Annotated in this window: 22 protein-coding genes and 1 pseudogene; 13 read left to right on the top strand and 10 right to left on the bottom strand. The window is 68.6% G+C overall.

Annotated elements, in window-relative coordinates:
• Positions 1 to 18: 18 nt before the first annotated feature.
• Together ACFWY5_RS23875 and ACFWY5_RS23870 are read left to right on the top strand one after the other, a co-directional pair.
• Complete coding sequence (locus ACFWY5_RS23875) at positions 19 to 186, top strand: hypothetical protein (RefSeq protein ID WP_379616237.1); 168 nt, start codon at positions 19 to 21, stop codon at positions 184 to 186.
• Positions 183 to 371 carry a hypothetical protein gene (locus tag ACFWY5_RS23870; RefSeq protein ID WP_379634387.1) on the top strand — a complete coding sequence of 63 codons (189 nt, stop codon included), beginning with the start codon at positions 183 to 185 and terminating at the stop codon, positions 369 to 371. The genes ACFWY5_RS23875 and ACFWY5_RS23870 overlap by 4 nt, the downstream gene beginning before the upstream one ends.
• A gap of 134 nt (positions 372 to 505) precedes the next feature.
• Here ACFWY5_RS23870 and ACFWY5_RS23865 read toward each other — a convergent pair whose 3' ends face one another.
• Positions 506 to 1,801: an MFS transporter gene (locus tag ACFWY5_RS23865; RefSeq protein WP_379634385.1), complete on the bottom strand. Its 1,296-nt coding sequence runs from the start codon at positions 1,799 to 1,801 to the stop codon at positions 506 to 508.
• Positions 1,798 to 4,665, bottom strand: coding sequence for a BTAD domain-containing putative transcriptional regulator (locus tag ACFWY5_RS23860; protein ID WP_379634383.1), 2,868 nt, complete (start codon positions 4,663 to 4,665; stop codon positions 1,798 to 1,800). Before ACFWY5_RS23860 ends, ACFWY5_RS23865 begins: the two co-directional genes overlap by 4 nt.
• 287 nt (positions 4,666 to 4,952) lie before the next feature.
• Here ACFWY5_RS23860 and ACFWY5_RS23855 point away from each other — a divergent pair, with 287 nt between their 5' ends.
• The 3 genes from ACFWY5_RS23855 (at position 4,953) to ACFWY5_RS23845 (ending at position 7,322) form a co-directional block, all read left to right on the top strand.
• The gene (locus ACFWY5_RS23855; protein WP_379634381.1) at positions 4,953 to 5,327 is read left to right on the top strand and encodes a hypothetical protein; all 375 of its coding nucleotides are present in this window, start codon (positions 4,953 to 4,955) and stop codon (positions 5,325 to 5,327) included.
• 13 nt (positions 5,328 to 5,340) lie between these two features.
• On the top strand, positions 5,341 to 5,721 hold the full coding sequence (locus ACFWY5_RS23850) for a hypothetical protein (RefSeq protein WP_379634379.1): 381 nt from the start codon (positions 5,341 to 5,343) through the stop codon (positions 5,719 to 5,721).
• A gap of 857 nt (positions 5,722 to 6,578) precedes the next feature.
• Complete coding sequence (locus tag ACFWY5_RS23845) at positions 6,579 to 7,322, top strand: carbonic anhydrase family protein (RefSeq protein ID WP_379634377.1); 744 nt, start codon at positions 6,579 to 6,581, stop codon at positions 7,320 to 7,322.
• Positions 7,323 to 7,363: 41 nt separating this feature from the next.
• Here ACFWY5_RS23845 and ACFWY5_RS23840 read toward each other — a convergent pair whose 3' ends face one another.
• Together ACFWY5_RS23840 and ACFWY5_RS23835 are read right to left on the bottom strand one after the other, a co-directional pair.
• Positions 7,364 to 7,612: a hypothetical protein gene (locus tag ACFWY5_RS23840; protein ID WP_379634375.1), complete on the bottom strand. Its 249-nt coding sequence runs from the start codon at positions 7,610 to 7,612 to the stop codon at positions 7,364 to 7,366.
• Positions 7,613 to 7,938: 326 nt separating this feature from the next.
• Positions 7,939 to 8,922: a zinc-binding dehydrogenase gene (locus ACFWY5_RS23835; protein ID WP_379634373.1), complete on the bottom strand. Its 984-nt coding sequence runs from the start codon at positions 8,920 to 8,922 to the stop codon at positions 7,939 to 7,941.
• A 139-nt stretch (positions 8,923 to 9,061) separates the two neighbouring features.
• Between ACFWY5_RS23835 and ACFWY5_RS23830 the strand changes: the two genes are divergently transcribed.
• Complete coding sequence (locus ACFWY5_RS23830) at positions 9,062 to 10,363, top strand: OmpA family protein (RefSeq protein WP_379634371.1); 1,302 nt, start codon at positions 9,062 to 9,064, stop codon at positions 10,361 to 10,363.
• A gap of 295 nt (positions 10,364 to 10,658) precedes the next feature.
• Positions 10,659 to 11,300, top strand: coding sequence for a hypothetical protein (locus ACFWY5_RS23825; RefSeq protein WP_379634369.1), 642 nt, complete (start codon positions 10,659 to 10,661; stop codon positions 11,298 to 11,300).
• 80 nt (positions 11,301 to 11,380) lie between these two features.
• On the opposite strand, the gene ACFWY5_RS23820 is transcribed toward ACFWY5_RS23825, so the two are convergent.
• Positions 11,381 to 11,665, bottom strand: a complete 285-nt coding sequence (locus tag ACFWY5_RS23820; RefSeq protein WP_379634367.1) for an ATP-binding protein — start codon at positions 11,663 to 11,665, stop codon at positions 11,381 to 11,383.
• Between ACFWY5_RS23820 and ACFWY5_RS23815 the strand changes: the two genes are divergently transcribed.
• On the top strand, positions 11,586 to 11,993 hold the full coding sequence (locus ACFWY5_RS23815; protein WP_379634646.1) for a hypothetical protein: 408 nt from the start codon (positions 11,586 to 11,588) through the stop codon (positions 11,991 to 11,993). The genes ACFWY5_RS23820 and ACFWY5_RS23815 overlap by 80 nt on opposite strands.
• A 119-nt stretch (positions 11,994 to 12,112) precedes the next feature.
• On the opposite strand, the pseudogene ACFWY5_RS23810 reads toward ACFWY5_RS23815, so the two are convergent.
• Both ACFWY5_RS23810 and ACFWY5_RS23805 read right to left on the bottom strand, forming a co-directional pair.
• Positions 12,113 to 12,268: pseudogene (locus ACFWY5_RS23810) on the bottom strand (hypothetical protein); the annotation flags it as partial.
• Between the two features lie 194 nt (positions 12,269 to 12,462).
• Positions 12,463 to 13,464 carry an NAD-dependent epimerase/dehydratase family protein gene (locus ACFWY5_RS23805; protein ID WP_379634365.1) on the bottom strand — a complete coding sequence of 334 codons (1,002 nt, stop codon included), beginning with the start codon at positions 13,462 to 13,464 and terminating at the stop codon, positions 12,463 to 12,465.
• Positions 13,465 to 13,529: 65 nt separating this feature from the next.
• On the opposite strand from ACFWY5_RS23805, the gene ACFWY5_RS23800 reads away from it, so the two are divergent.
• Complete coding sequence (locus tag ACFWY5_RS23800; RefSeq protein WP_379616211.1) at positions 13,530 to 14,132, top strand: TetR/AcrR family transcriptional regulator; 603 nt, start codon at positions 13,530 to 13,532, stop codon at positions 14,130 to 14,132.
• Between the two features lie 497 nt (positions 14,133 to 14,629).
• On the opposite strand, the gene ACFWY5_RS23795 is transcribed toward ACFWY5_RS23800, so the two are convergent.
• Together ACFWY5_RS23795 and speB are read right to left on the bottom strand one after the other, a co-directional pair.
• Positions 14,630 to 16,129, bottom strand: a complete 1,500-nt coding sequence (locus ACFWY5_RS23795) for a purine-cytosine permease family protein (protein WP_379634363.1) — start codon at positions 16,127 to 16,129, stop codon at positions 14,630 to 14,632.
• Entirely contained in the window at positions 16,126 to 17,067 is a 942-nt protein-coding gene (gene speB / locus ACFWY5_RS23790) for an agmatinase (protein ID WP_184973688.1), read from the bottom strand. The genes ACFWY5_RS23795 and speB overlap by 4 nt, the downstream gene beginning before the upstream one ends.
• 103 nt (positions 17,068 to 17,170) lie before the next feature.
• Between speB and ACFWY5_RS23785 the strand changes: the two genes are divergently transcribed.
• From ACFWY5_RS23785 to ACFWY5_RS23770, 4 genes are all read left to right on the top strand, one after another.
• On the top strand, positions 17,171 to 18,613 hold the full coding sequence (locus tag ACFWY5_RS23785; protein ID WP_379634361.1) for a PucR family transcriptional regulator: 1,443 nt from the start codon (positions 17,171 to 17,173) through the stop codon (positions 18,611 to 18,613).
• A 384-nt stretch (positions 18,614 to 18,997) separates the two neighbouring features.
• A complete protein-coding gene (locus tag ACFWY5_RS23780; protein ID WP_379616203.1) occupies positions 18,998 to 19,561 on the top strand; it encodes an RNA polymerase sigma factor in 564 nt (187 codons plus the stop codon).
• A gap of 2 nt (positions 19,562 to 19,563) precedes the next feature.
• Positions 19,564 to 20,607, top strand: coding sequence for a CU044_5270 family protein (locus ACFWY5_RS23775; RefSeq protein WP_379634359.1), 1,044 nt, complete (start codon positions 19,564 to 19,566; stop codon positions 20,605 to 20,607).
• 113 nt (positions 20,608 to 20,720) lie between these two features.
• Positions 20,721 to 21,002, top strand: a complete 282-nt coding sequence (locus ACFWY5_RS23770) for a hypothetical protein (RefSeq protein WP_379634358.1) — start codon at positions 20,721 to 20,723, stop codon at positions 21,000 to 21,002.
• Between the two features lie 271 nt (positions 21,003 to 21,273).
• Here ACFWY5_RS23770 and ACFWY5_RS23765 read toward each other — a convergent pair whose 3' ends face one another.
• Entirely contained in the window at positions 21,274 to 21,573 is a 300-nt protein-coding gene (locus ACFWY5_RS23765) for a hypothetical protein (protein WP_379634356.1), read from the bottom strand.
• Positions 21,574 to 21,601: the final 28 nt, after the last annotated feature.

Raw genomic sequence — 21,601 nt, 5'->3', positions numbered from 1 at the left:
CCCGACACCTCCAAGGCCATGGTCTATCGGCACGTCGACCTGCTACGCCACGACCGAGCCGTCCTCGACGCCGATGCACTCACGGCCATGACACCCGACGACCACCGGCGCACCTTCGCCACCGCGATGGCCGTCCTGGTCACGAATTCAACGCCTACCTCGACCGCAAGGATGCCGACCCGGTGACGGACCTCATCGGCTACCGGCAGCACGCTGTCTGGCTCACCCGTGGCGAACTGGAAACGATGATCAGCGAGCTCCGTCGCGTGATCCTGCCCCTGATGACCAACCAGCCAACGCCGGACCGCACACAACATCTGCTCAGCCCGATCTTCTTCCCGGTCGAACAGCCACCCACCGACTCCGAATAGGGCTCAGATTCGTCCTGCTCGTACTCCTCTCGACCAGGTCACCGCTGTCCGGCCCTCCGGGCCGCTCGGAGCGCGGCGTAGGTGTAGGCGCTGCGGCCTGGGCCCGTTTTGCCGCGTTGACCCCGATCGGGGGTTCACCCTAGGGCTTCGCTCTGAGCGTGGCGGACGTCCGTACAGACCAGGAGTACGATCCCGCCGACGAATATGACGATCAGAGACAGGATCGCCTGCCGGTAGGAGCCCGTCAGGCTGACGATCACCGAGAAGGTCAAGGGTGCGATCCAGGCGGTGCCCTTGTCGCACACCGCGTACAGGCTGAAGAACGTCGTCTCGTGACCCCAGGGGATCATCCGGGAGTAGATGGACCGAGCGAGGGACTGCGACCCGCCGACGACGATGCCGATCACCACGCCGAGAACAATGGCCTCCCACAGCTCGCGCAGGGCCCAGAACGCGTAGATCACTATGCCGCACCACAGCAGCAGCGTGATGAGCAATGTCGCCTTGGCGCCGAGGCGCACGGCGACGACGGTCCACAGGACCGAGCCGCCCATCGCGACGAACTGGATGGCGAGGATCAACATGAACAGGAACGGCGCCGCCCGCCCCGCGTCGCCGACGAACAGCTCGTGGGTCAGGTAAACCGACGCCAGGCCGGTCACGCCGGAGATCGCGTCGGCGATCAGCAGGTAGGAGATGAGATAGCGCCGCGCGTGGGGCATGCGGCGCAGGGTGCGCAGCGAGTCGCGCAGCCCGCCCCGCACCGCGGTCCGTCCTCGGTCGTGGTCGCGTAGCCCTCGAATGGCATACCAGCCGAATCCGGCCCACCACAGCCCGGCGGCGAGAAAGCACAGGCGCACCGCGGTGGCCCTGTCGATGCCGAGCGCGGCGTCGAACTGAAGCACTGCCAGATTGACGGCCATGATCAGGCCGGAGCCCAGATAGCCGAGGGCGAACCCTCTGCCGGAAGTCTGGTCTCTGGCCTCGGGCGGTGCGAGGTCCGGCAGGAAGGCGTTGCAGACGACGTCGGTGGCGCCGAAGACGAGGTTGCCGATCACGAACAGCGTGCCCGCGTAGGCCCAGGCCGTCCCGCCCGTCGTCGCCAGCATGAGGGTGATCACGGAGCCGAGCGCGCACGTCCAGCCCAGCAGGCGCCGCCGCAGCCGGCGCGTGTCCGCGACCGCCCCGAGCAGCGGCAGGCTGACGACCTGGATGGCGGAGGCCGCCGCCATGGTCAGTGCGGGAAAGGCTTCCGCCGAGACCTGCCACGCGCCGATCGAGAACAGGGTCGCGCGCCCCGAACCGGCGGCTTCCACAGCCAGCGCCAGAAGCCAGGGCCCGATGAGGACGGTGACGACCGGGCCGACCCAGCCGTGGTTGGCCCAGGAGTAGAAGCTCCAGCGGGTGACCTCGTCGTCAAGCGCTCTCAAGGCCGGTGAACCCCTCCGCCGCTGATGCGACGAAGATCGCTCTCGCTCAGACCCACCTGGCCCATCAGCAGGTCACGTTCTGTCCGGTACGGCGCAGCGGCGTCCTCATCGTCGAAGAGAGCCCACAGCTCAGCGAGCTCGTGCAGAACGTGGACCACCCGTACCGGTATGTCCAGCAGGCGCCACAGATCCAGAGCCTCGGCGTAGAAGTCGCGGGCGGCCTTCAGATCGCCTCGGCTCCGGGACACGGCGGCCAGCGTGGTCAGCGCCCTGGCCATCCCCCACGGGTCGGAGCCGAGCCTGGCGCGTTCGAGAAACAGCCTGGCGATCCCCTCGGCCTCCTCCAACCTGCCCCGCGCCGCGGCGGCCCCTGCCATGTCGCCTCCACCGTGAGCGACACTGGCCAGATCGCCCAGCTGATTCAGGAGCAGACCGGCACGATGCAGGCACCCCTCGGCGTCCTTGAAACGACCCTGCCTGCAGTAGATCAAGCCGACGTATTTCAGCGCCCATATCTCTAGCAGTACCGCCCCGCTGCGGTGAAAGCCACGCCGCGCCGTCTCGAACAGGGACAGATAGTCGCCTTCCTCCCCGGCCATCCGGCGGACAGCCGCCTCTCGAGCAGCCGCGAGTCCCACCGTCAGTGGGTCTCCACCGGGCTCGTCCACGGGGTCTCGGACGGCGGTTTCCGGTGATCTCACCTTCTGATAGGCGGCGAACGTTCTGGCGGCGTAGTCGATGCTCGCGGCGTAGTCGTCGCGTCCCGCTTCGGCGTCCATCAGCAGGCCCAGCATGGTCGCGATGCCCTGCTGGTCCGCGCACCGTTCGGCCGCTCTCAACCCGGCCGACAGCGTGTCTACCAACTGCCCGTAGCGTCCTCGCAGCTCAAGGTAGGTCGACATGCGCTGAGCCAGCGGCCAGGCGAGCTCGCCGGCCTGGTCCAGCACGTGGAACAGATCAGCGCAGACCTCCTCGAACCAGATCGTCGCGTCCCGCCGCACGGCGGTGAGCACCTCATCCGGCGGGTGCCATCGCGCTTCCGGTTCCGGATCCAGCCCCACCCAGTGGCCGAAGGTGGAGTCAGCCGCCACGGCCAGAGCGAACCACCCGTTCGTCACCCGGGGGAGCACCTGCTGGTCTTCTGCGGTGGCCAGCTCGCGCGCGACCAGCCGGACGAGATCGTGCATGTGATAGACGGGACCGGTGATGTCACGTCCGGCCGGCTCCACCAGGTGCACCTCCACCAGGTCCTCCAGAAGCCTTTCTCCATCGGAGGGTACGAGCGCGCAGGCCGTCCACCACGGGAAACGGTGGCTCGCCTGCAGCGCCAGGCGGCGAAAGAGCCGCTGGTGTTCGGCAGACGGCCCGGCATAGCTCTCCCCGATGCCGGCCCGCACGCTCACATCACCCAGTTCGAGCCAGTCGAGTCGGCCGCGGGCCTCGCTCAGCCGCCGGGCCATGTCCTCCAGCGCCGCATTGGACCTGGACGCCAGGCGGGCACCCACGATGTGAATGGCCAGGGGGAGCCCGCCGCAGAGCCGTACGATCTCACTCGCCGCCCGATCCGTGCTCGCCGCACCTGCGGTGGCCCCCAAAAGCCGGATGCCGTCATCGGCAGAGAGCACCCGAAGCGGAACGGGCCGCAGTCCTTGAACACCGGTCAGCCGCCGGCGGCTGGTGACGATCGCTCCGCACCCTGGATGCTGGGGCAGCAGGACGCGGAGCTGGCTCTCATCGGCCACGTCATCGAGCAGCACCAGCACCTTACGGCCGGCGAGGGAATCGCGGTACTGATCCTGCAGCTCCTCCAGCCCTCGAGCGGCCGGGCTGGGCGGCATGCCGATAGCGTGCAGGAAGCGGGCCAGCACCGATTCCACCGCTGTCTCCGGCCCCAGCCTGGCGTAGAGCTGCCCGTCCGGAAACGCCGTTCGCACCTGATTGGCCAGCCGTACGGCAAGCGCGGTCTTGCCGATGCCGCCAGGCCCGGTGATGGCAGCGGCGGGGCAGGCGGCACCGGACCTGAGGAACCGGGCCAGCTCCTTGATCAACCAGTCGCGGCCGACGAGCTTGGAGAAGGCCCAGGGCAGTTGCTGCGGGATCATCCTGATGGACCGCTCGGCTGCTGTATGGCCTAACAGCAGGTCACGATGGAGGGTTTGGAGGTCGGCGGAAGGCTCGATGCCCATCTCCTCGGCCAGTTGCCCGCGTAACGTACGGAAGGCCGCGAGCGCGTCGAGCCGTCTGTCCGCCTTGCTGAGTGCCAGCATGAGGTGCCGGGCGAAACGCTCGTCCAACGGGTGGTCGTCCACGATCCGGTTGAGCTCGGGGACGAGGTCGCCACCCTCACCCAGGGCGAGGTCCAGATCGATCCTGTCGGCCAGCGCGGTGAGCCGCATCGCTTCGATCCCCGTCGCGGCCTGCCGCACACGCTGGCTCGGGACATCCGCGAAGGCGTGACCGCGCCACCTGGCCAGCGCGCTCCTGAGCAGTACCAGCGCCTGCCGCGGGTGGCCCTCGGAGCGGCGCAGGCGGGCACCGGCCACGTCGCTTTCGAACTGTTTGAGGTCGATGCACTCGCAGTCTGCCTTGAGCCGGTAGCCCGGCGGGGACGTCTCGATGACCGACGGCGGCAGCGCGCGCCTCAGGCCGGACACCAGGCCCTGGATCTGCACTCGGCACGAGCGGGGAGGTTCGTACCCCCAGAGCGCATCGACCAGGTCCTCGATGGACACCGCGAAGCCCGCGCGCAGGATCAGCAGGCTGAGCAGGGTGCGCTGCTGGCTGCCTCGGATGGGCGCCACGACGCCTGCGTGCTCGACGACGACCGGGCCCAGGACGCGAAAGTACAGCTCCTCTGGCGGCATCGGGCACCTTTCCCCGTGGATCCCATCGCGCGTATCTGACATCGGGATATCCACGGCGTCAACCCTCTTCGACGCCCACGGCTGACATCGACGTGCGTCTCCGTCCTGGTCGTCCCTGATGCGTCAGGGCCGGTTAACACCGTGATCGCTGACAGGAGGGCTTCTTTCATAGCGATTTCTTAGCGGTGGATGACATCTTCGCCGATAGATCAACCGGCACTCCACGCGAGTAGAGCTGCCTCGACGGAACGCTCTTTCGAGTCGATCAAGAAGGAAGTGATCTACCTATGTCCCCTCTGCGCGCCCTGCGAGTGCTGGTCTTGGCCGGCATCGCGGCGAGCGTCGCCACCCTGCCGGCGTCGGCCACGGCAGATGCGGGCTTCTCGCCCCATGGCCGGCTCGCTCTTTACTCGGCGTCCGGTGCGGCCGTGATCAGGATGTCCTACGCGCACTGCACGACGTCGGTCGGTCGCGGGTACTCCTCCGCGACGAGTTTCGACAACGCTCCACTGCCCGGCTGCAAGGCGCAGCTCCGCAACGCCGTGGGCGGGACATGGACGCTGTGTGTCGGCCGCGGCCTCATCCCACCCTCCTTCCAGCACAACGCAACGGTCCGCATCGTCACGGGCAACGCCCCCGCGTGTCAGCTCACGACTTCCTGAGGAGAACATGACCATGAAAAAGCGCCTGGCCATCATCGTCCTGACCGTCGCCGCTGCTGCTCCCGCGCTGGTCGCCAGCACTCCGGCGGCGGCGCAGGCGCAGGCTCTGGCTTGCGGGTGGATCGAGCGGGCCGCGCCAGCGAAGGTGGGCAACTATGTCAAGAGCGCTGTGGCTACCGCCGGTTGCGCGCGGGACGAGCACTTCACCTACAAGCTGCAGCGCCAGCACTGGTACGGCTGGGAGAACGTCGACACAGCGGACTGGTGGGGTAACGGCAGCGACACTCTGGCGTTCTACTGCCGGGGCAGCGGCAACTACAACTACCGGGTCCGCTCCGAATCCAACAAGAGTGTGATCATCCACCACAGCAACGACCGCAACATCTCCTGCTGACCTTTCCTGAGGCGCTTGTCCTGACGAGAGTCAGGGCAAGCGCCTTGGCATGTGGTCTCCCGCACCCTGGAAGGCGGGAACCTCGGCTACAAGACCGAACGATCCGAAGACGGCCCGCCGCCGGAACGGGACGCTGACGCCCTTCCTCGTCCCGGAACACGGGTCCCGGGCTTGTGGTCACTGGTCGCCTTGCCAATAGGCGACAGTTGATTACGCGAGGTCGCCAGAGCGGCACCCCACCCGACGCGCTCGACGCTGGTGGGACGGATCCATGTCTCGGCGCTCGCCGTATCCACCTGCGTCTGCTCGCTGATGTCAGGACCTGGATCACATGGACGGTGACGGAGGTCAGGTCGAAGTCCTTGGCCACCTGGCCGATAGGCCGGTCACCTCGCTGGCACAGCTCGACGATCTCGGCTTTGAACTGACGGGTGAACGAGCGGCGAGGGCGCGATTTCTTCTTCCCCATGCTCTCCATCATTGAGATTCCTTCCGGGGACAAGCCCCTGATCTCGGATGTCCGTCAAACCGGATCAAGCCCAGTCATCAGAGAGGCGCTCTGCCATACATTGACTCGGGAAATCTTGCTCTGGCCTCGCACCGGACCAGGGATTCACACCCGGCACGATGGTGCAAGCCATGTGGTCGTGCTTACAGCCTGACCTGGCCACAATCGCGAGTTCGGTCGGCCGCAACCCCGTGGGGGACGGTTTCGCCGGAAAATGCAAGCCTCGAATGATCGCGAATCACGATTTATCGTAAGAACTCCCCCACCGGCGGATTCGTCTCGCCGGTGAAGCGCCACAGCACGCGTACCACCACCAAGTCCGGGATGATCCGCGAACGAAGGGTGTTACATGCTTTCTCGCTTAACCACGTTACTCATCGCCGTCGCAACGACAGCAGCACTCATCGCAGCACCCGCGCAGGCCCGGCATGTCTGCACCGGAGCCCCGGGCCACGTCCAGAGCCCCGTGGAGATCGACCGCTCCCAGAACTGCGGCTCCGCCACCCCGGCGATCACCATCAACTACGGTTTCGCCGACGGGACCATGCAGTTCCGCGACAAGAACCTCAACGGGGTCGTCGACAACCACGACGACGTCTCCTTCGTCCCCGACCAGTTCAGCGACCCGCACATCATGTACGGCACCACGAAATACAAGCTCACCGAGGTCCACTACCACTTCGACGCCGAGCACAAGTTCCAGGGCCAGGCACAGGCCCCGGCAGAGGCCCACTTCGTCCATGCCAGCGCATCCGGATCCACCGTGGTACTCGGCGTCCTCATCGACAGCGTGAGCGTCCCCGCTTCCGACGCGCACGACCATCCCCTCACCGGCGTGCCGACCACGCTGGGCGACAGCTGGAGCATCGGCTCGGTCAACCTCACCGGAATGCTCCCCGCCAACAAGGCGAGCTTCCGCTACTCCGGCTCGCTCACCTCCTCCCCCTACACACCGGTTCACTGGGTCGTCTTTAACGACCACCTCGAAGCCACAAGCAGCACCATCACCCAGGTGAAAGCACCTTTCGGGGCAGCCGGAAACAACCGCAGCCGACAGAACGTGGCACCGAGGATCTACCCCGGCAACCCCTGACGGACAGGTACGCTGACAGCACCGTCCGCCGATCAGCGCACTCACACCTGCGAGAAGTGCGCCCCACCCGAAACAGCCTGTCGCCCGGGCCAACTCCTCCCGCGACACTGGCAAGGACTTGCCGCGCCGACGGAGATGGCGCGGATTTCGCGGAAGCTGTAGCACCACGTGATCCGGGCGCCGCCCTGGTGGGTCAGGCGCGGCGGGCAGACGGCCTCGACGAGCAGCCGGTTGAGCAGGCGTGGCACCTCGTCCGTGGACGGGGCGGCGAAGAACTCCGTGATGCGCATCCAGGCACACGCTCCTGGCCGTGAAGGACATGAAGCGGCCAGAGCCGCGAGGCCCCCGAACTCGCGGCTCTGGCCGACCGACTAACTGCCCACGACCGGGTGCTGGAGACGCAGGTCGGTACGATCCATCCGAGCAAGGCAGGGGGAGCGCCCGAAAGCTCCAGCCATCAAAGAAGACCGTGCGGTAGGGCGTACGCCCCTCGGCACAGGAGGCGCGACGGCTGCGGCAGGCGAGATCCAGTTCTTCGACGGACGAACGAACCACAAGATCCCCGGTTCCCAGCTCCCGGGACCTTCCCTTGCTTGACTACGCCAGGGCTACCCTTTCAGGTCAGGAGCAAGGTCTTACCGATGACGTCGCGGGCGGCCATCGCGGCGTGCGCGTCGGCGGCGCGCTCCAGCGGCAAGGCCTGCCCGATGACCGGCCTGATTCGTCCTGTCGCCAGGTCGGAGAGCGCCTGGTCGGCCAGTCGCCGCCAATCGCCTGGGGCGATCTCATCCTCAACACCGCGCAAGACGACCCGGCGACGCTCCACTTCGTGCGCATCGAGGTCGGCGACGGCCCCGCTGGCCGCTCCGTAGGAGAAGAACCGCCCGCCGTCGGTGGTCACGCCGAGAGCGGCCCGGCCGAGCTGCCCGCCCGCACCGTCGAACACCACATCCACGCCTGCGCCGCCGGTCGCCTCACGCACCCGCTCAGCCCAGTCAGGTTCGGAATAGTCGACCGCCACATCTGCGCCCATCTCACGAACATGGCGCAGCTTCCGCTCGCCGCGGGCAGCGCCGATCACGTGGGCGCCGGCGGCGTGGGCCAGCTGTACCAGCCACACGCCGAGGCTGCCGGCCGCCGCGCTCACCAGCACCCGCTCTCCTGGTCGCAGGACGGCCTTCTCGGCCAGGCTCAAGGCCATCAGGCCGTCGTGCAAACCCGCCAGAGCTTCCGGCAGGTCCAGCTCGTCCGGGATCGCGTACGCCTCACTGACCGGTGCCGCGGCGCGCTCCGCGCACCCCCCGCCGGCATATTCGCCCTCCTCGGCGGTGCCGGCGACGACCCGTCGTCCGAGCCAGCCGGGATCCACCTTCTCGCCTACCGCGCTCACCGTGCCGGCTACCCCGGTACCAGGGACATACGGGGGGTGCACGGTGAAGTACTCGCGAAGCGATCCGCTCCGGAGCTGCGTATCGAGGAACAGGACCTCCGCCGCGGACACGTCCACCACGACCTGTCCGGCCCCGGCCACCGGGTCGGGCAGTTCGGTGGTCACCAACACCTCCGGGCCACCGAAGCGCGTTACCTGGACCGCCCGCATGCTCCCTCACCTCGCTGTGCTCGCCTTCGCGCCTGGTCTGTGGCCAAGCTAAAACATCAACCAAAGTTGAGGTCAATACGCGGGGAGAGTCGATGAGTGATTGTGTGGCTTCAGGACATTGGGCAAGAATGACAACGCGATGAGCGTTCAGCATTTCTTCCGCGTCCTGGACCCGATTCAGCAACTGCGCTACACGCCGTACGAGAGCATCGGCTCCGACATTTGGGATTTCAACGAAGAGGAGCTCTGGCAGCCAGGCGTCACCTACACACTGGTGGCGTTCTTGCCGCCGCTGAAGGGATCTCCGCAGCGGGTCACCGTCGAGGGACCCGGCGGCATCGGAGAGTTCGCCGGCGTCCCCGTGGTCCGGGGAAAGCCCAGGAACGACCCGCCGGCCCTGCCGGAGAAGCGGGCCGAGGGATGGCCGCGGAAAGGCGAGAACGTCACGGTTCCGGTGACCACCGGCCCACCCGACGAGGACCCGGTCGTCAGCAGGCTCGTCTCCCAGGTGGAGACCGTGGTCGCGCGACGGGAGAGCGACTCCGGCCGCGAGACGGTGGCGCTACGCGCCGACGTGCTCTTCGCCTTCGACAAGGCCGACCTGGGCCCGCACGCCAAGAACGTCCTTCGCGACGTCATTCAGGAGACCCGCGAGCGTGCCGACCCGGACAGACCGCCCATCACCATCACGGGCCACACCGACGGGGTGGGCACAGACCGCTACAACCAGGCACTCTCCCACAACCGCGCCGACGCCGTACGCGACCTGCTCGAAGCCGAACTCGGCTCCGGCTACCAGTACAAGACCCGGGGCCAGGGCTCCACCGATCCAGTCGAGTCCGAAGGCGGCGACAACGACGACTGGGCCCGTTCCCAAAACCGTCGCGTCGAGATCTCCTACGCCTTCAAGCAGGACATCGCGACAGAACCCGAGCCCCACGGCGAAACGGAGACCCAGACCAAGACGCTCACCGTCGATCCCGCGGACGCCGCGCCGCCCGCGAACTTCCGCCCCTTCACCAACGCCAAACCTGCCGCCGAAGCCACCTTCGACCAGAAATACTTCTTCAGCGGAAACCAGGAACACTCCTGGAAGCTGCAGGTCTACCCGTTCTACCGGGACGGCGCATACCTGGTGGCACGGTTCCGGACCACCCACCAAGGCGATGACCTCCCGGGCATCAACCCCTTCGGCACTGAAGGCTCCTTCGAGTTCAGCGCCTTCGACCCGAAGACCGGGACCATCTATCCCCAGGTGTACAACGGCCAGAACAAATCCCACGTGGACCGCGTGGGCTCACGCCTCTGGCCCGCCGCCCTGGCCGCCGGCTCGACGCAGTACGGCTACTTCTACATCCCCGCCCCACCCTCGGACACCACTGAACTGACCTTCAACGGCGGCGGTTTCGGACTCCTGGAGGGCATCCCCATCGAGAATTGACGGTTGGGCTTCCTGACCGGTGCTGCCGTGCGGCTCCCGCCACCCACGGCACGGTACGGAACGATGTCGGCACCGACAGAAGCGCCCGGAGTATGCGCGCAAGGCCTGCACGACGCCGGCCGGAGTGGTCGTCTTCCTGATCTGATTGTGGATCGCCAATTTCGCGGTCTGGACCGGTGTGGAGTCCGACGCCGAGATCGCCCGCAGGGTGAAACCGATTACTGGTTCTCGTACAGAGCCGGGTACGAGTAGATGTGCAGACACCAGCGAGTGTCGCCCGATAGCTTGAGCTGCCATGACCCCACAGGAGGCCCGCGCTGTCGTGGCGAATCTGCCCACAGCCCGTGAGTGCTGGCTGACCCAAACGGTTTCGACGGTGCAGGCAGAGGCGCTGTGGCTGGCCGGTTCCTTGGGACGCGGCGGCGGCGATGCGTGGAGCGATGTCGATCTGATCGTGGTCGATGGTCACCCCGCTCTGGACGACGCCCTGCTCGTCCTGGAGCAGCCGGGCAACGGCCCGGTTGGCGGTGGGTATGTCGGAGCCATGTACGACATAGGCCCGCTCACGCTGTGGGTTGACTGGTACCTGTGGCCGCCCGGCATCGAGGTGCCGGACGATACGCGGTTGCTGCTCGGCCATGGCACACGGGGCAATCTCGGCCTGGGAGAAGCGCTTGATCGCCTCGGACGCGGCCGTCCTGGGCCCACGCCGGATCCTGCGCTGTTCGCCCTCGCGATGCTTCCTCTGGCAGCGAAGTTCATCGTTCGGGGGCAAGGCGAGGCTGCCCTCGCGATGACCACGATGCTGGGCGCGCCACCTGACCTGGATCCCCTCGACGGCCTGATGACGGTGCTCTCACGCATCGCGGGACATGCCACGGTTTGTGACCGGGTCGAGCGTTACCTTCAGGTCGTAAGTGCCTTGGTTCGCAGCTAAGGCCTGGTCCGTACCTTCCCGGGTGCTCTGAGACCTCGCCGAACGGCGGGCCATGTGCGCATGACAACGGCTCCGCATGCTTACTCGTGCTTACCTCTGCACACCACGGAGTACGCCGATATCAGCTGGCTTGTTCGGCTCTGGCTCGGGTCTGGGCGAGGCGGTAGGAGCTCGGTGCCGGTCTCGAGGATGTTGCCGGCGAAGGTGAGGCGGTCGACGATCGCGGCGCAGAGGCGTGGGTCGGTGAAAGTGCGGATCCAACCGGAGAAGGACTCGTTGGAGGCGATGGCCACGCTGTTCTTCTCGCTTCCCGCGGGAGGCCATGTGAGCGCCCCGGATCCCGGTACATGGCTGCTGGACCGCATCGACACCCACGAGAAGGCGCTGAGCAGCCAGATTGAGCAGACCCAGGCCCGGATCGAGGAGCTGACCGGCCGCCTGCGGGAACTCGACCAGGACCTTGATCATCTGCGGATCACCCGCAAGACCCTGCTCGCCCTGGCCGCCGAGCCCGATCTGGCGCCCCCACCGCCACCCGTTCCCACGGTCCCTGACCACCCTGCCTACCGGCAGATTCTCGCCATCCTGGCGGCCACCGGCCAGCCGGCACGAGCGCGGGACCTGTGTGCCGCTCTGGACCTTCCCTGCCGCGCAAGAACATCGAGAACACTCGCGCCAAGCTCAAACACCTGATCGGCCGGGGCATCCTCGAAGAGACCGAGCCGGGTTCGTTCGCCCAACCGCGTCCATAGACCGGCCACGGACCCCCACGACCAGCTCTCCTCACGCAACACAAGCGATCAAAGGAAACATCAACTCTCGAACCGCCCTCTCGTTGGCGTACGCCGCGGTCTCCGCGGCCAGGAGCAAGCCCGCCCGAGCCCTGTACCGCGTCCGGCAGGCCGCACGAACATGCGCTTGAGCTCCGCCGTCCCCGGAAGGTCAGGCAGTAGCCGCACGCCGGCACAGCCGAGGAGGTCACGTCCTCGTCACGCGCCACCAGGAACCCGCTCGTCGTGGGGGTCCCGCGCCAGCGCCCACCGCTGTTCGCCCTCCGTAGCTGGGCGATCTCGGTGAAGTACTGCCACATCACGTCGCCGATCTCCGGCTCGATGGTCCACCTGGGCATGTGCGCCATGGTCGAAGGCCGCCCCGATGCCTGTCATTCCGACGGATCGTCACGGCCTTGGCTCCCAGCAGCTGGCCGCCCGTCAGGCGTTCCACCTGGCCGCTGACTTTCCGGGTGGTGGTGCCGATACCAGTTCAGTGTTGCGGATACAGCCTCGTCGTGAGGGGTGACGTTGACGGGTCCGAAGGCATTGCGGAAGGCGGAGTCGTCGGAGACGAATGGTCGGTCGCGCTGGTACCACGTCTCACCGAGTTCGCGGACGATGGGGTTGAACAGCCCGATGAGGCGCTGGGTGGTCCGGCCGAGTCCGGCGATCCTGGGACTGCCGCCGGCAGCGGACCACACGTGGTCGAGGAATTGGCGTCCGGTGATCGCCCCGGCGGCCGGTAGGTGCCAGGCGCGCCCGTCGGCCTGTTCGTGTTCCCCGAGGGTGACCAGTGCGGCGGCGATGTCGGGGAGGTAATTGAGGGTGTGGGGCTGGTCGAGGTCGCCCATCCAGCGGGCGGTCTTGCCGTTCAGCGCGGCGGCGAAGATGGTCGGGCCGAGGACCGTGTTGACACCGCCGGGCCCGTAGTAGTCCGATGCCCGGCCCAGGGTGGCGCGGACCCGGCCGGATTGATGAGCGTCGAGGATGAGCTTGTCCACTTCAGCGCGGGCGCGGCCCTTTCTGGAGCCCGCGACGTGGGGCAGGTCCTCGGTCATCGTGCCCTCGACGGGCCCGTAGACGTAGAGGTTGTCGGCCATCACCAGTTTGGCCCCGGCCGCCTCGACTCCGGCGAGCACGGTACGGGTGAGGGCGGGGAATTCCGTGACCCAGCGCGTGTAGCCGGGTTGTGCGCATTGGTAGACGACGGCGGCGCCGTCACAGGCGGCGATCGCACCGTCGAGCGTGGTGATGTCGGCACGGAGGTCGTCCGGGCCGGTGGCCGCGCCGCGGGTGACGGCTCTGACATGGCGGCCACGGGCGGTGAGTTCGGCGACGACGGCTTTGCCGATGGCTCCGGTGGCGCCGAGTACAACATGCAGTTGGGACATGAGATCCTCCGGTCTCCAGATTTAGTAACGCTGTTATGTAACGACGTTATGATACTCTGAGAGGCATGGCAAGACCCAGAATTCGTGACTACGCAGAGCTCCGCCGAGACCTGGTCGACGCCGGTGGCCTGCTATTGGCTGAGCAGGGCCCGTCCGCGTTGAGCACCCGCCGTGTCGCCCGGCAGGCGGGTGTGTCCACCACGGCGGTCTACAACCTCTTCGGCGACAAGGCCGGCCTGGTTCGCGAGATGTTCCTGTCGGGGTTCGAACGTCTCGCTGAGGCCTTCGCCGCAGTACCACGCACCGACGACCCCGTCGCTGACCTGCTGGCCCTAGGCCACGCCTACCGCGCCAATGCTCTGGCCAACCCGCATCTCTACGAGCTCATGTTCGGCCGGCCGGTCCCCGAGTTCCAGCCCGATGCCGAGACCGCCGCACAGATCCAGCCCACCTTCGACAGCTTGGTCACCGCCGTCACACGGTGCGTGGAAACAGGCGTGTTCGCGCCCGCCGAGCCGTACGACCTGGCCGTCCGGCTCAACGCCCTTGCCCACGGGCTGTGCAGCCTCGAACTGCGCGGCGCCCTCGGAGACCCCACACAAGGCAGCCGCCACTGGGACGATGCCTTCGAGACACTGGTCCGCGGCCTGTCCGCCACTCACCCGTGATGCGGCCCAGGAGCGCAGCCCGGTGGGGAACGCCGAACTGGCCATCAGCATGCTCACTATCTGGTCGCCAGCGGGGAGAGCTCTAAGGTCTCCCGATGGCATCAGACGCGTTTTCGGTGGTCAGTGCGGTTCTGCATGCGACCTCGCTGGCCGAGCAGTACGGCCACCCGGCGCGGGTCCACCGCCGGGTCGAACAGATCCAAGGCGGCGGCGCGATAGGCGATGCCGGCCGCGGCGCCGCCGCTTCGCCGGGAGCAGCGAGGTGTACACCGCCTCCCGGATCAGGTCATGGACAACGGCCACCCGCGGTGTCGATGGAGGGCCGGATCGAAAGCCACGAGATACTCGGAGGAGCGATTTTCGAGGCGGCCAGACGGACGGTGTCCCACGTCCGTCCCGGATCAGCCCACGGGCGTGGGGGCGAGGCGGTTACTGCGCGGCGGTCCCCCTCCTGTCTATGGAACGGCTTCGCGCGACGGGAACCTGGTGGGCGTGACCTATCTGGCGGCGGGCACGATGGGGGGCACGGGCGTGTCGGACGAGCGGACCAGGCGGGGTCCGGCGGGCCCGAACACCTCGCGGGGTTCGGGGAACCGCGACAGCAGCGTCAGGTAGAGCAGCGCGGCCAGGGCCAGGCCGATGGGCAGGGAGACGTCCACACCTCCGGCCAGGCCGCCGAGCGGGCCGACGAACTGGCCGGGCAGGTTGACCGACAGCAGCGCCACCAGGGCCGAGACGAGCCAGGCGGTCATGGCCCGCCAGTTCCAGCCGTGGGTGAACCAGTAGCGCCCGCCCCGCTGGCGGCGGTTGAAAACCTGCAGCGCCTCGGGGTCGTACCAGCCGCGGCGGGTGACGTAGCCGATCGTCATGATCACCATCCAGGGGGCGGTGCAGGTGATGATCAGGGTGGCGAAGGTGGAGATGCTGGCGGTCAGGTTGGCGGCGAAGCGGCCGATGAAGATGAAGACGATCGACAGGGTGCCGATGAACACCGTCGCCCGCACCCGGGAGAAGCGCGGGAAGACGCTGGAGAAGTCCAGGCCGGTGCCGTACAGGGCGGTCGTGCCGGTGGACATGCCGCCGATGAGCGCGATGAGGCAGACGGGGACGAAGAACCAGCCGGGGGAGACGGCCAGCAGTCCGCCGACGTAGTTGGGGGCGGCGGGGTCGACGTACGGCGCGGCCTTGACGGCGATGATCGAGGCGGTGGCCAGGCCGAAGGTGAAGGGCAGGATGGTGGCGATCTGCGACAGGAACGCCGCGGCCATCACGCGGCTCTTGGGGGCGGAGGCCGGGATGTAGCGTGACCAGTCGCCCAGGAAGGCGCCGAACGAGACCGGGTTGGACAGCACGATCAGCGCCGCGCCGATGAACGAGGGCCAGAACAAGGGGTCGCCGGAGGAGATGGGGCCGATGTATCCGGGGTCGAAGTCCCCGGCGAAGGCGACCGCTCCCACGGCGAACAGCAGGGACGCGGCCACCACGGCGATCTTGTTGACGAACAGCATGAAGCGGAAGCCGTACACGCAGACGACCAGGACGAGACCGGCGAAGATCGCGTAGGCCAGCCCGCGCATGGCGTCGTTCTCCGGCAGTCCGGCCAGGCGGTGGGCGCCGCCGACGAGCGCGTCGCCGGAGGACCACACGGAGATCGAGAAGAAGGCGATGGCCGTCAGCAGCGACAGGAACGACCCGATGACGCGGCCGTGCACGCCGAGGTGGGCGCTGGAGGAGACGGCGTTGTTGGTGCCGTTGAGCGGACCGAACAACGACAGCGGCGCCAGAATGAGCGAGCCGACGACCAGGCCGAGCACCGTCGCCGCCAGGCCGTGCCAGAACGACAGGCCGAACAGGATGGGGAAGGCGCCGAGCACGCAGGTGGAGAAGGTGTTCGCGCCGCCGAAGGCCAGGCGGAACAGGTCGAAGGGTGTCGCGCTGCGATCGGCGTCGGGGATGCGGTCGACGCCGTAGGTCTCGATCTCGGTGATGGTGCTCACGGCGACTCCCGGGGGGTGTTCAGGGCGAGGAGGCTGACCAGGTCGTAGGCGACGTGGGCCGCGGCCACGGAGGTGATCTCGGCGTGGTCGTAGGCGGGGGCCACCTCGACGACGTCGGCGCCGACGATCGCGCGGTCGGCCAGGCCGCGCAGGATCTCCAGCAGTTCCCTGCTGGTCAGGCCGCCCGCCTCGGGGGTGCCGGTGCCGGGCGCGTGGGCGGGGTCGAGCACGTCGATGTCGACCGAGATGTACAGCGGGCGGTCGCCTACGCGCTGGCGCAGGATGTCGACGACCTCGTCGACGCCGCGGCGCATGACGTCGGAGGAGGTCAGGATGCCGAAGCCGAGGCGCCGGTCCTCTTCCAGGTCGCGCTTGCCGTACAGGGGGCCGCGGATGCCGACGTGGCTGAGGGCGGAGGTGTCGAGCAGGCCCTCCTCGACGGCGCGGCGGAAGGGGGTGCCGTGGGTGTAGGCGGCGCCGAAGTAGGTGTCCCAGGTGTCGAGGTGGGCGTCGAAGTGCAGCAGCGCGACCGGGCCGTGCCGTTCGGCGGCGGCGCGCAGCAGTGGCAGCGCGATCGTGTGGTCGCCGCCGATGGTCACCAGGCGGGCGTCGAGGGCGGCGGCCGAGGCGGCGATGGTCTCCACGGCCTCGCCGATGTCGAAGGGATTGCAGGCGATGTCGCCGGCGTCGGCGACCTGGACCGTCTCGAAGGGGGAGAGGTCCAGGGCCGGGTGGTAGGGCCGCAGCAGGCGCGAGGCCTCGCGGACGGCGGCCGGTCCGAACCGCGCGCCGGGCCGGTAGGAGACGCCGCTGTCGAACGGCACGCCGACCACGGCGACGTCGGCGCGGCCGACCTCGTCCAGGCGGGGCAGCCGGGCGAAGGTGGCGGGCCCGGCGAAACGCGGGATCTTCGAGGAGTCGAGCGGTCCCCGGGGCATGTGGTGGTCCTTTCGCGTGACAGGTCCTTTCCGGAGAGTGTGCAAGCCCTGCGCCGGACCGGGCAATTGTGGCTGCCATGGAATGGCTGCCTATGCTTTGTGGGTGACCACAAAAGTCTCGGTGGAGGATCTGGTCCGTTCGCCCGCACTTCAGCTGCGGGTGCTGGCCGGGCGGGCGGGTCTGTCGCGGTCGGTGTCGTGGGCACACGTCAGCGAACTCGACGACCCGACGCCGTGGCTGCTGGGGGCCGAGGTCATCATGACCACCGGGATCGGCGTGCCGCGCGGGGCCGCCGAGCAGGGGGCCTACCTGGAGCGGCTGGACGACGCGGGGGTGTCGGCGCTGGCGTTGTCGGCCCAACTGCACGTGCCGCCGCTGCATCCGGAATTCGTGGCCGCGGCCGAGGAGCGCGGGATGCCGGTGCTGGAGGTGCCGCTGGCGGTGCCGTTCATCGCCATCGCGCAGGAAGTGGCGGCGGCCGTGCAGGAGGACGCGCGCCAGCGGCTGGGCGCCCAGTTGCAGGTGTTCGGCGCGCTGCGCTGGCTGGCGGCAGAAGACCTCGACAGCGCCACCCTCGTGCGGCGGCTGGAGCGCCTGTCGGGCTACGACGTGTACGCCTGCACGCCGCAGGGACGGCCGCTGCTGGACGGCGTGCCCGTCCCCGACCTGGCGGTCATCCCCGCCGAGCCCGACGCGCCGCCGACGATCGCCGGCGGGTTCGTGCTGCCGGTGCCCGCGCCCGGTGGGCCCGCCGGCTTCATCGTCGCCTTCGAGCGGGAGGGCGCGCGGCCCGCCGGGCTGGCCGTCGCCCAGCACATCGCCACCGTCGCGGCCCTGCGGGTGGCGATGGAGCGCCACGACCGCGAGACCCTGCGCCGCGAAGGCGCGGAGACGCTGGCCGAGCTGCTGCAGGACGTTCTCGATCCGGCGACCGCGCGCCGCCGCCTGGGCAGGCTGGGGCTGACGGGCGAGATGGTCCTGCTCGTGGTGCGCGGCGTGCCGGGCGAGGCGCTGCTGCGCGCCCTGGACGAGGTCCCGCACCTGCTGCTGCGCCGCGGAGAGGACCACCACGTGCTCGGTCCCTCCGCGGTCTGTACGGCGGTGGCCGCGCTGCCGGGCCTGTCCGCGGGAGCCTCCCGGCCCTTCCCGGCGGGGGAGTCCACCCGGGTGGCGCAGCGGGAGGCGGGCTGGGCGGCCACCCGCTCGGGCGAGTCCGGCAAACCGCTCGTGCACTATGGCGAGGACACCACCGGCCGGTGGCTGCCCGACGATCCCTGGACACTGAACGCCCTGGTCGAGCACGTGCTGGGGCAGGCGCTTGCCTACGACGCGGCGCACGGCTCGCAGCTGGTCACCTCGGTACGCACGTGGATGGAGCGGGACAGGCGTACCGAGGAGGCGGCCCAGGTGCTGCACATCCATCCGAACACGCTGGCCTACCGGCTGCGCCGTTTCGCCGATCTGACCGGGCGCGACCTGTCGTCCAGTGCCGCGTTCACCGAGGTGTGGATGGCGATCCGGGCGGCACGGGAGCTGGACATGTGACCGCCCATTGCGTTGTCCCGCGCGACCCACCTTGCCGGGATCCTCCTACGTTGTCACCCCGCGACACTGACCAAGCACGCCATGCCGGGCGACCGCCGAGCCACGCCACGTCCGGCCGCGAAGATCCCACGGGTCGCCCTTCGATTTCGCTCCCGCCGTACAGCGGCTCCTGAAGGTAGTCCTCATCGCCTCGGGCGAGGCGCAGGCAGAACTGGACGTCCGCGCGACCACCACCGGGCGCTGATCAGCGTGCTACCCAACGAACAAACCCTGACGGTCCGGGAGCTGGCGCGAACACTTTGGGCCGATCGGTGAAAAAAGGACGATGGATTCGCGCAAGGGAAGGCGGCCGATGACACCCAGAGCGACGGCGAGAGCCGTGACATGACCCAGGCGACTGACGCCGAGCTCATCGAATGCTCCCTGCAACAGCCGGAATGCTTCGCCGCGCTGTTCCACCGCCACTATTCGCCGATTCACGGCTACGCCGAGCGGCGACTGTCTCGCCCGCTGGCCGACGACATCGCCGCAGAGGTGTTCCTGATCGCGTTCGACCGGCGCGGCACCTATGACCTGTCGCGGCCGGATGCTCGGCCTTGGCTGTACGGGATCGCCTCGAACCTGATCTCTCGCCACCACCGGACCGAGATCCGGCAGTACCGGGCGCTGGCCAGGACGGAGGCGAAGGAGTTCGGCGAGGACCACGCCGAGCGAGTTGCGGAGGTGCTCGACGCCTTCGCCGCGCGCGGCCGGCTGGCGGCGGCGCTGGCGGAGCTGCCGGCCGGGGACCGGGACGTGCTGCTTCTGGTCGCCTGGGCCGAGCTGACCTCCGACGAGGTCGGCAGAGCGCTCGGCGTACCGGCGGGCACGGTCCGCTCACGGCTGCACCGTGCCCGTACGAAGATCCGCGCCGTGCTGGATCCGGTGCTCACCAGGAAGGAGCGTTGATCATGAGCGAATACTCGCAGGCCGATCTGGAGGCGCTGCGCCAGGCATGGCCTCAGCCCGCCCCGCCATCGCCTGACGCCTATACCGCCGCCAGGGACGCGCTCCTTCAGCGGGCCGCGGCGACGGCGCCTCGGCGGGCCCGTCGCGTTCACCTGCCCAGGGCGGGCCGGCGGGCCGTTACGATCGGCATGCTCGCTGCCGTGATCTCCGCGGTCGCGCTGGTGGCCGACCCCGCGGGAGTCGAGGCGCCGCGCCCTGTCGTGCCCGGCCTGGCGATGCCGGCCGCCAACGCGCAGGCGTTGCTCGGCCGGGCGGCCGAGGCCGCCGGGAACCGCGCGTTCACCGCCCCCCGTCCTGACCAGTGGGTCTACGTCGAGACGCGCTTGCGGGGCGTCGGGAAGGCCGCCCCGGGCGAGGTGCAGACCCCGCGAACCCCTCTGGAGACCCGCGTGGACCGGTCATGGACCCGGGCCGACGGCAAGGAGGTAGCCCTCTTCGAGGACGGCGAACTGGTTCGCTCGCCCACCGGCGGCGCCATGCCCCCTCAGGACTATGCCACGGTGGCGGCACTCCCCACGGATCCCGAAGCGCTGCTGGCCTGGATGTATACCAACATGGGCGACCTACACAATTCCGAGGAGGACCGGCACAACTCCGCCTACCGCCTGCTTGGCTCCTTGCTCGCCCAGAACCTGGTGCCCCCGGCACAGGAGGCGGCCGTCTACCGGGCCATGGCCAAGATCCCGGGGGTGACGGTGAACCCGGACGCGGTCGACGTCGATGGGCGTCCGGCGGTAGCGGTGGCCCGTGTCGAAGACGGCTGGGTGAGCCATGAACTGCTGCTCGACCGCTCCACCTACACCTACCTGGGCGAGCGCGCGATCGCCGGCGCCGACTACACCGCTCCACAACCGGGCGTTCGCATGGAAGAGGGTCGAAAGATCATCTATGAGGGGCACTCCTACACGATCAAGAAGGGAACGATCATGACGCTCGCTGTCCGTCTGGACATCGGGGTCACCGATCGGCCCGGGGTAAAGCCCTGAGCGCTGGTCGCCGGCGCGGGTGGGCGCTGGCCGCGGCGTCGCTGCTGCTGACGCTCCCCTCGGCCGTCAATCTGGCCGGTGGGCTCGCCTGGATCTGGACGCCTTGGCTCCCGTTGCCGCTGCTCGACCTGCTGGCGCGGGCGGGACTGCTCGACGCGTGGCTCGTGGCGGATCTCCTCGCCGCCTCGGGCGCCCTGGGGGCGGCCGGGACGGCAGCGCACGTCGCGCGGGAGCGGACCGCCGGCGCGCTGCTGCTTGCCGCGGTTTCGGCGATTAGCCTCGCCGTCGCCATGATCGGAGGCGGCTGGCTCCCCGCATGGTACGGCGTGGCATACGCTGCGGCGCTGGTCTTACTGCAAACCTTCCGGCGGCACGGCTCTGATCACGACGTTTGATGTGACGACGACCTGGGGTTTGGCAACACGCTCGTGAGTATCGCCGGAGCGGACCAGGCTGGGCCTTGTCCTCGTTTCGGATGCGGCGACACTATGACCTCCCCTTTCCTGATGCCGGTACCGGGCGAGCCAGAAGCATCCAGCAGCAGCTGGAACCGCTCGACTCCGTCACGGAGCGCTACTTGCACTTCATGTCGTGAGCACTGTCAGAATCCTTCACCACACCCGCACCGGCCTCGTGGGTGCAGGAGGCCGAGGCCGCCGTTGGCGGTCAGCCGCGCTTCTCCACCCACGAGTAGGTGACGTAACCACTGGTGTAGGCGACGGACTGGCCGCCCACCGGCGCCCAGTTCCCCGTCGCCGACTGCGGGTGGCCGCCGGAGTTGGTGTAGATGGCTGAGACGCGGTGTTCCCCGGTGCCGGTGGTGCACGTACTCGTGACCATCCAGACGCCATACGTGTTCACGGTGCAGTTGTCGGGGACGGCGTGAGCCGGTGTGGTGGTGCTCAGCACCAGGCCGGCGCTGAGAATCGCGGCGGCGATGGCCGCGGCTCGCTCCCTGAGTCTCACGTGCGCTTCCTCCGGTTTGGTTCGAAGG

Origin of the sequence: Nonomuraea sp. NPDC059007 (assembly GCF_042740555.1) — a bacterium.
Lineage (GTDB): Bacteria > Actinomycetota > Actinomycetes > Streptosporangiales > Streptosporangiaceae > Nonomuraea.
This window is presented reverse-complemented; position numbering and strand designations above follow the sequence as displayed.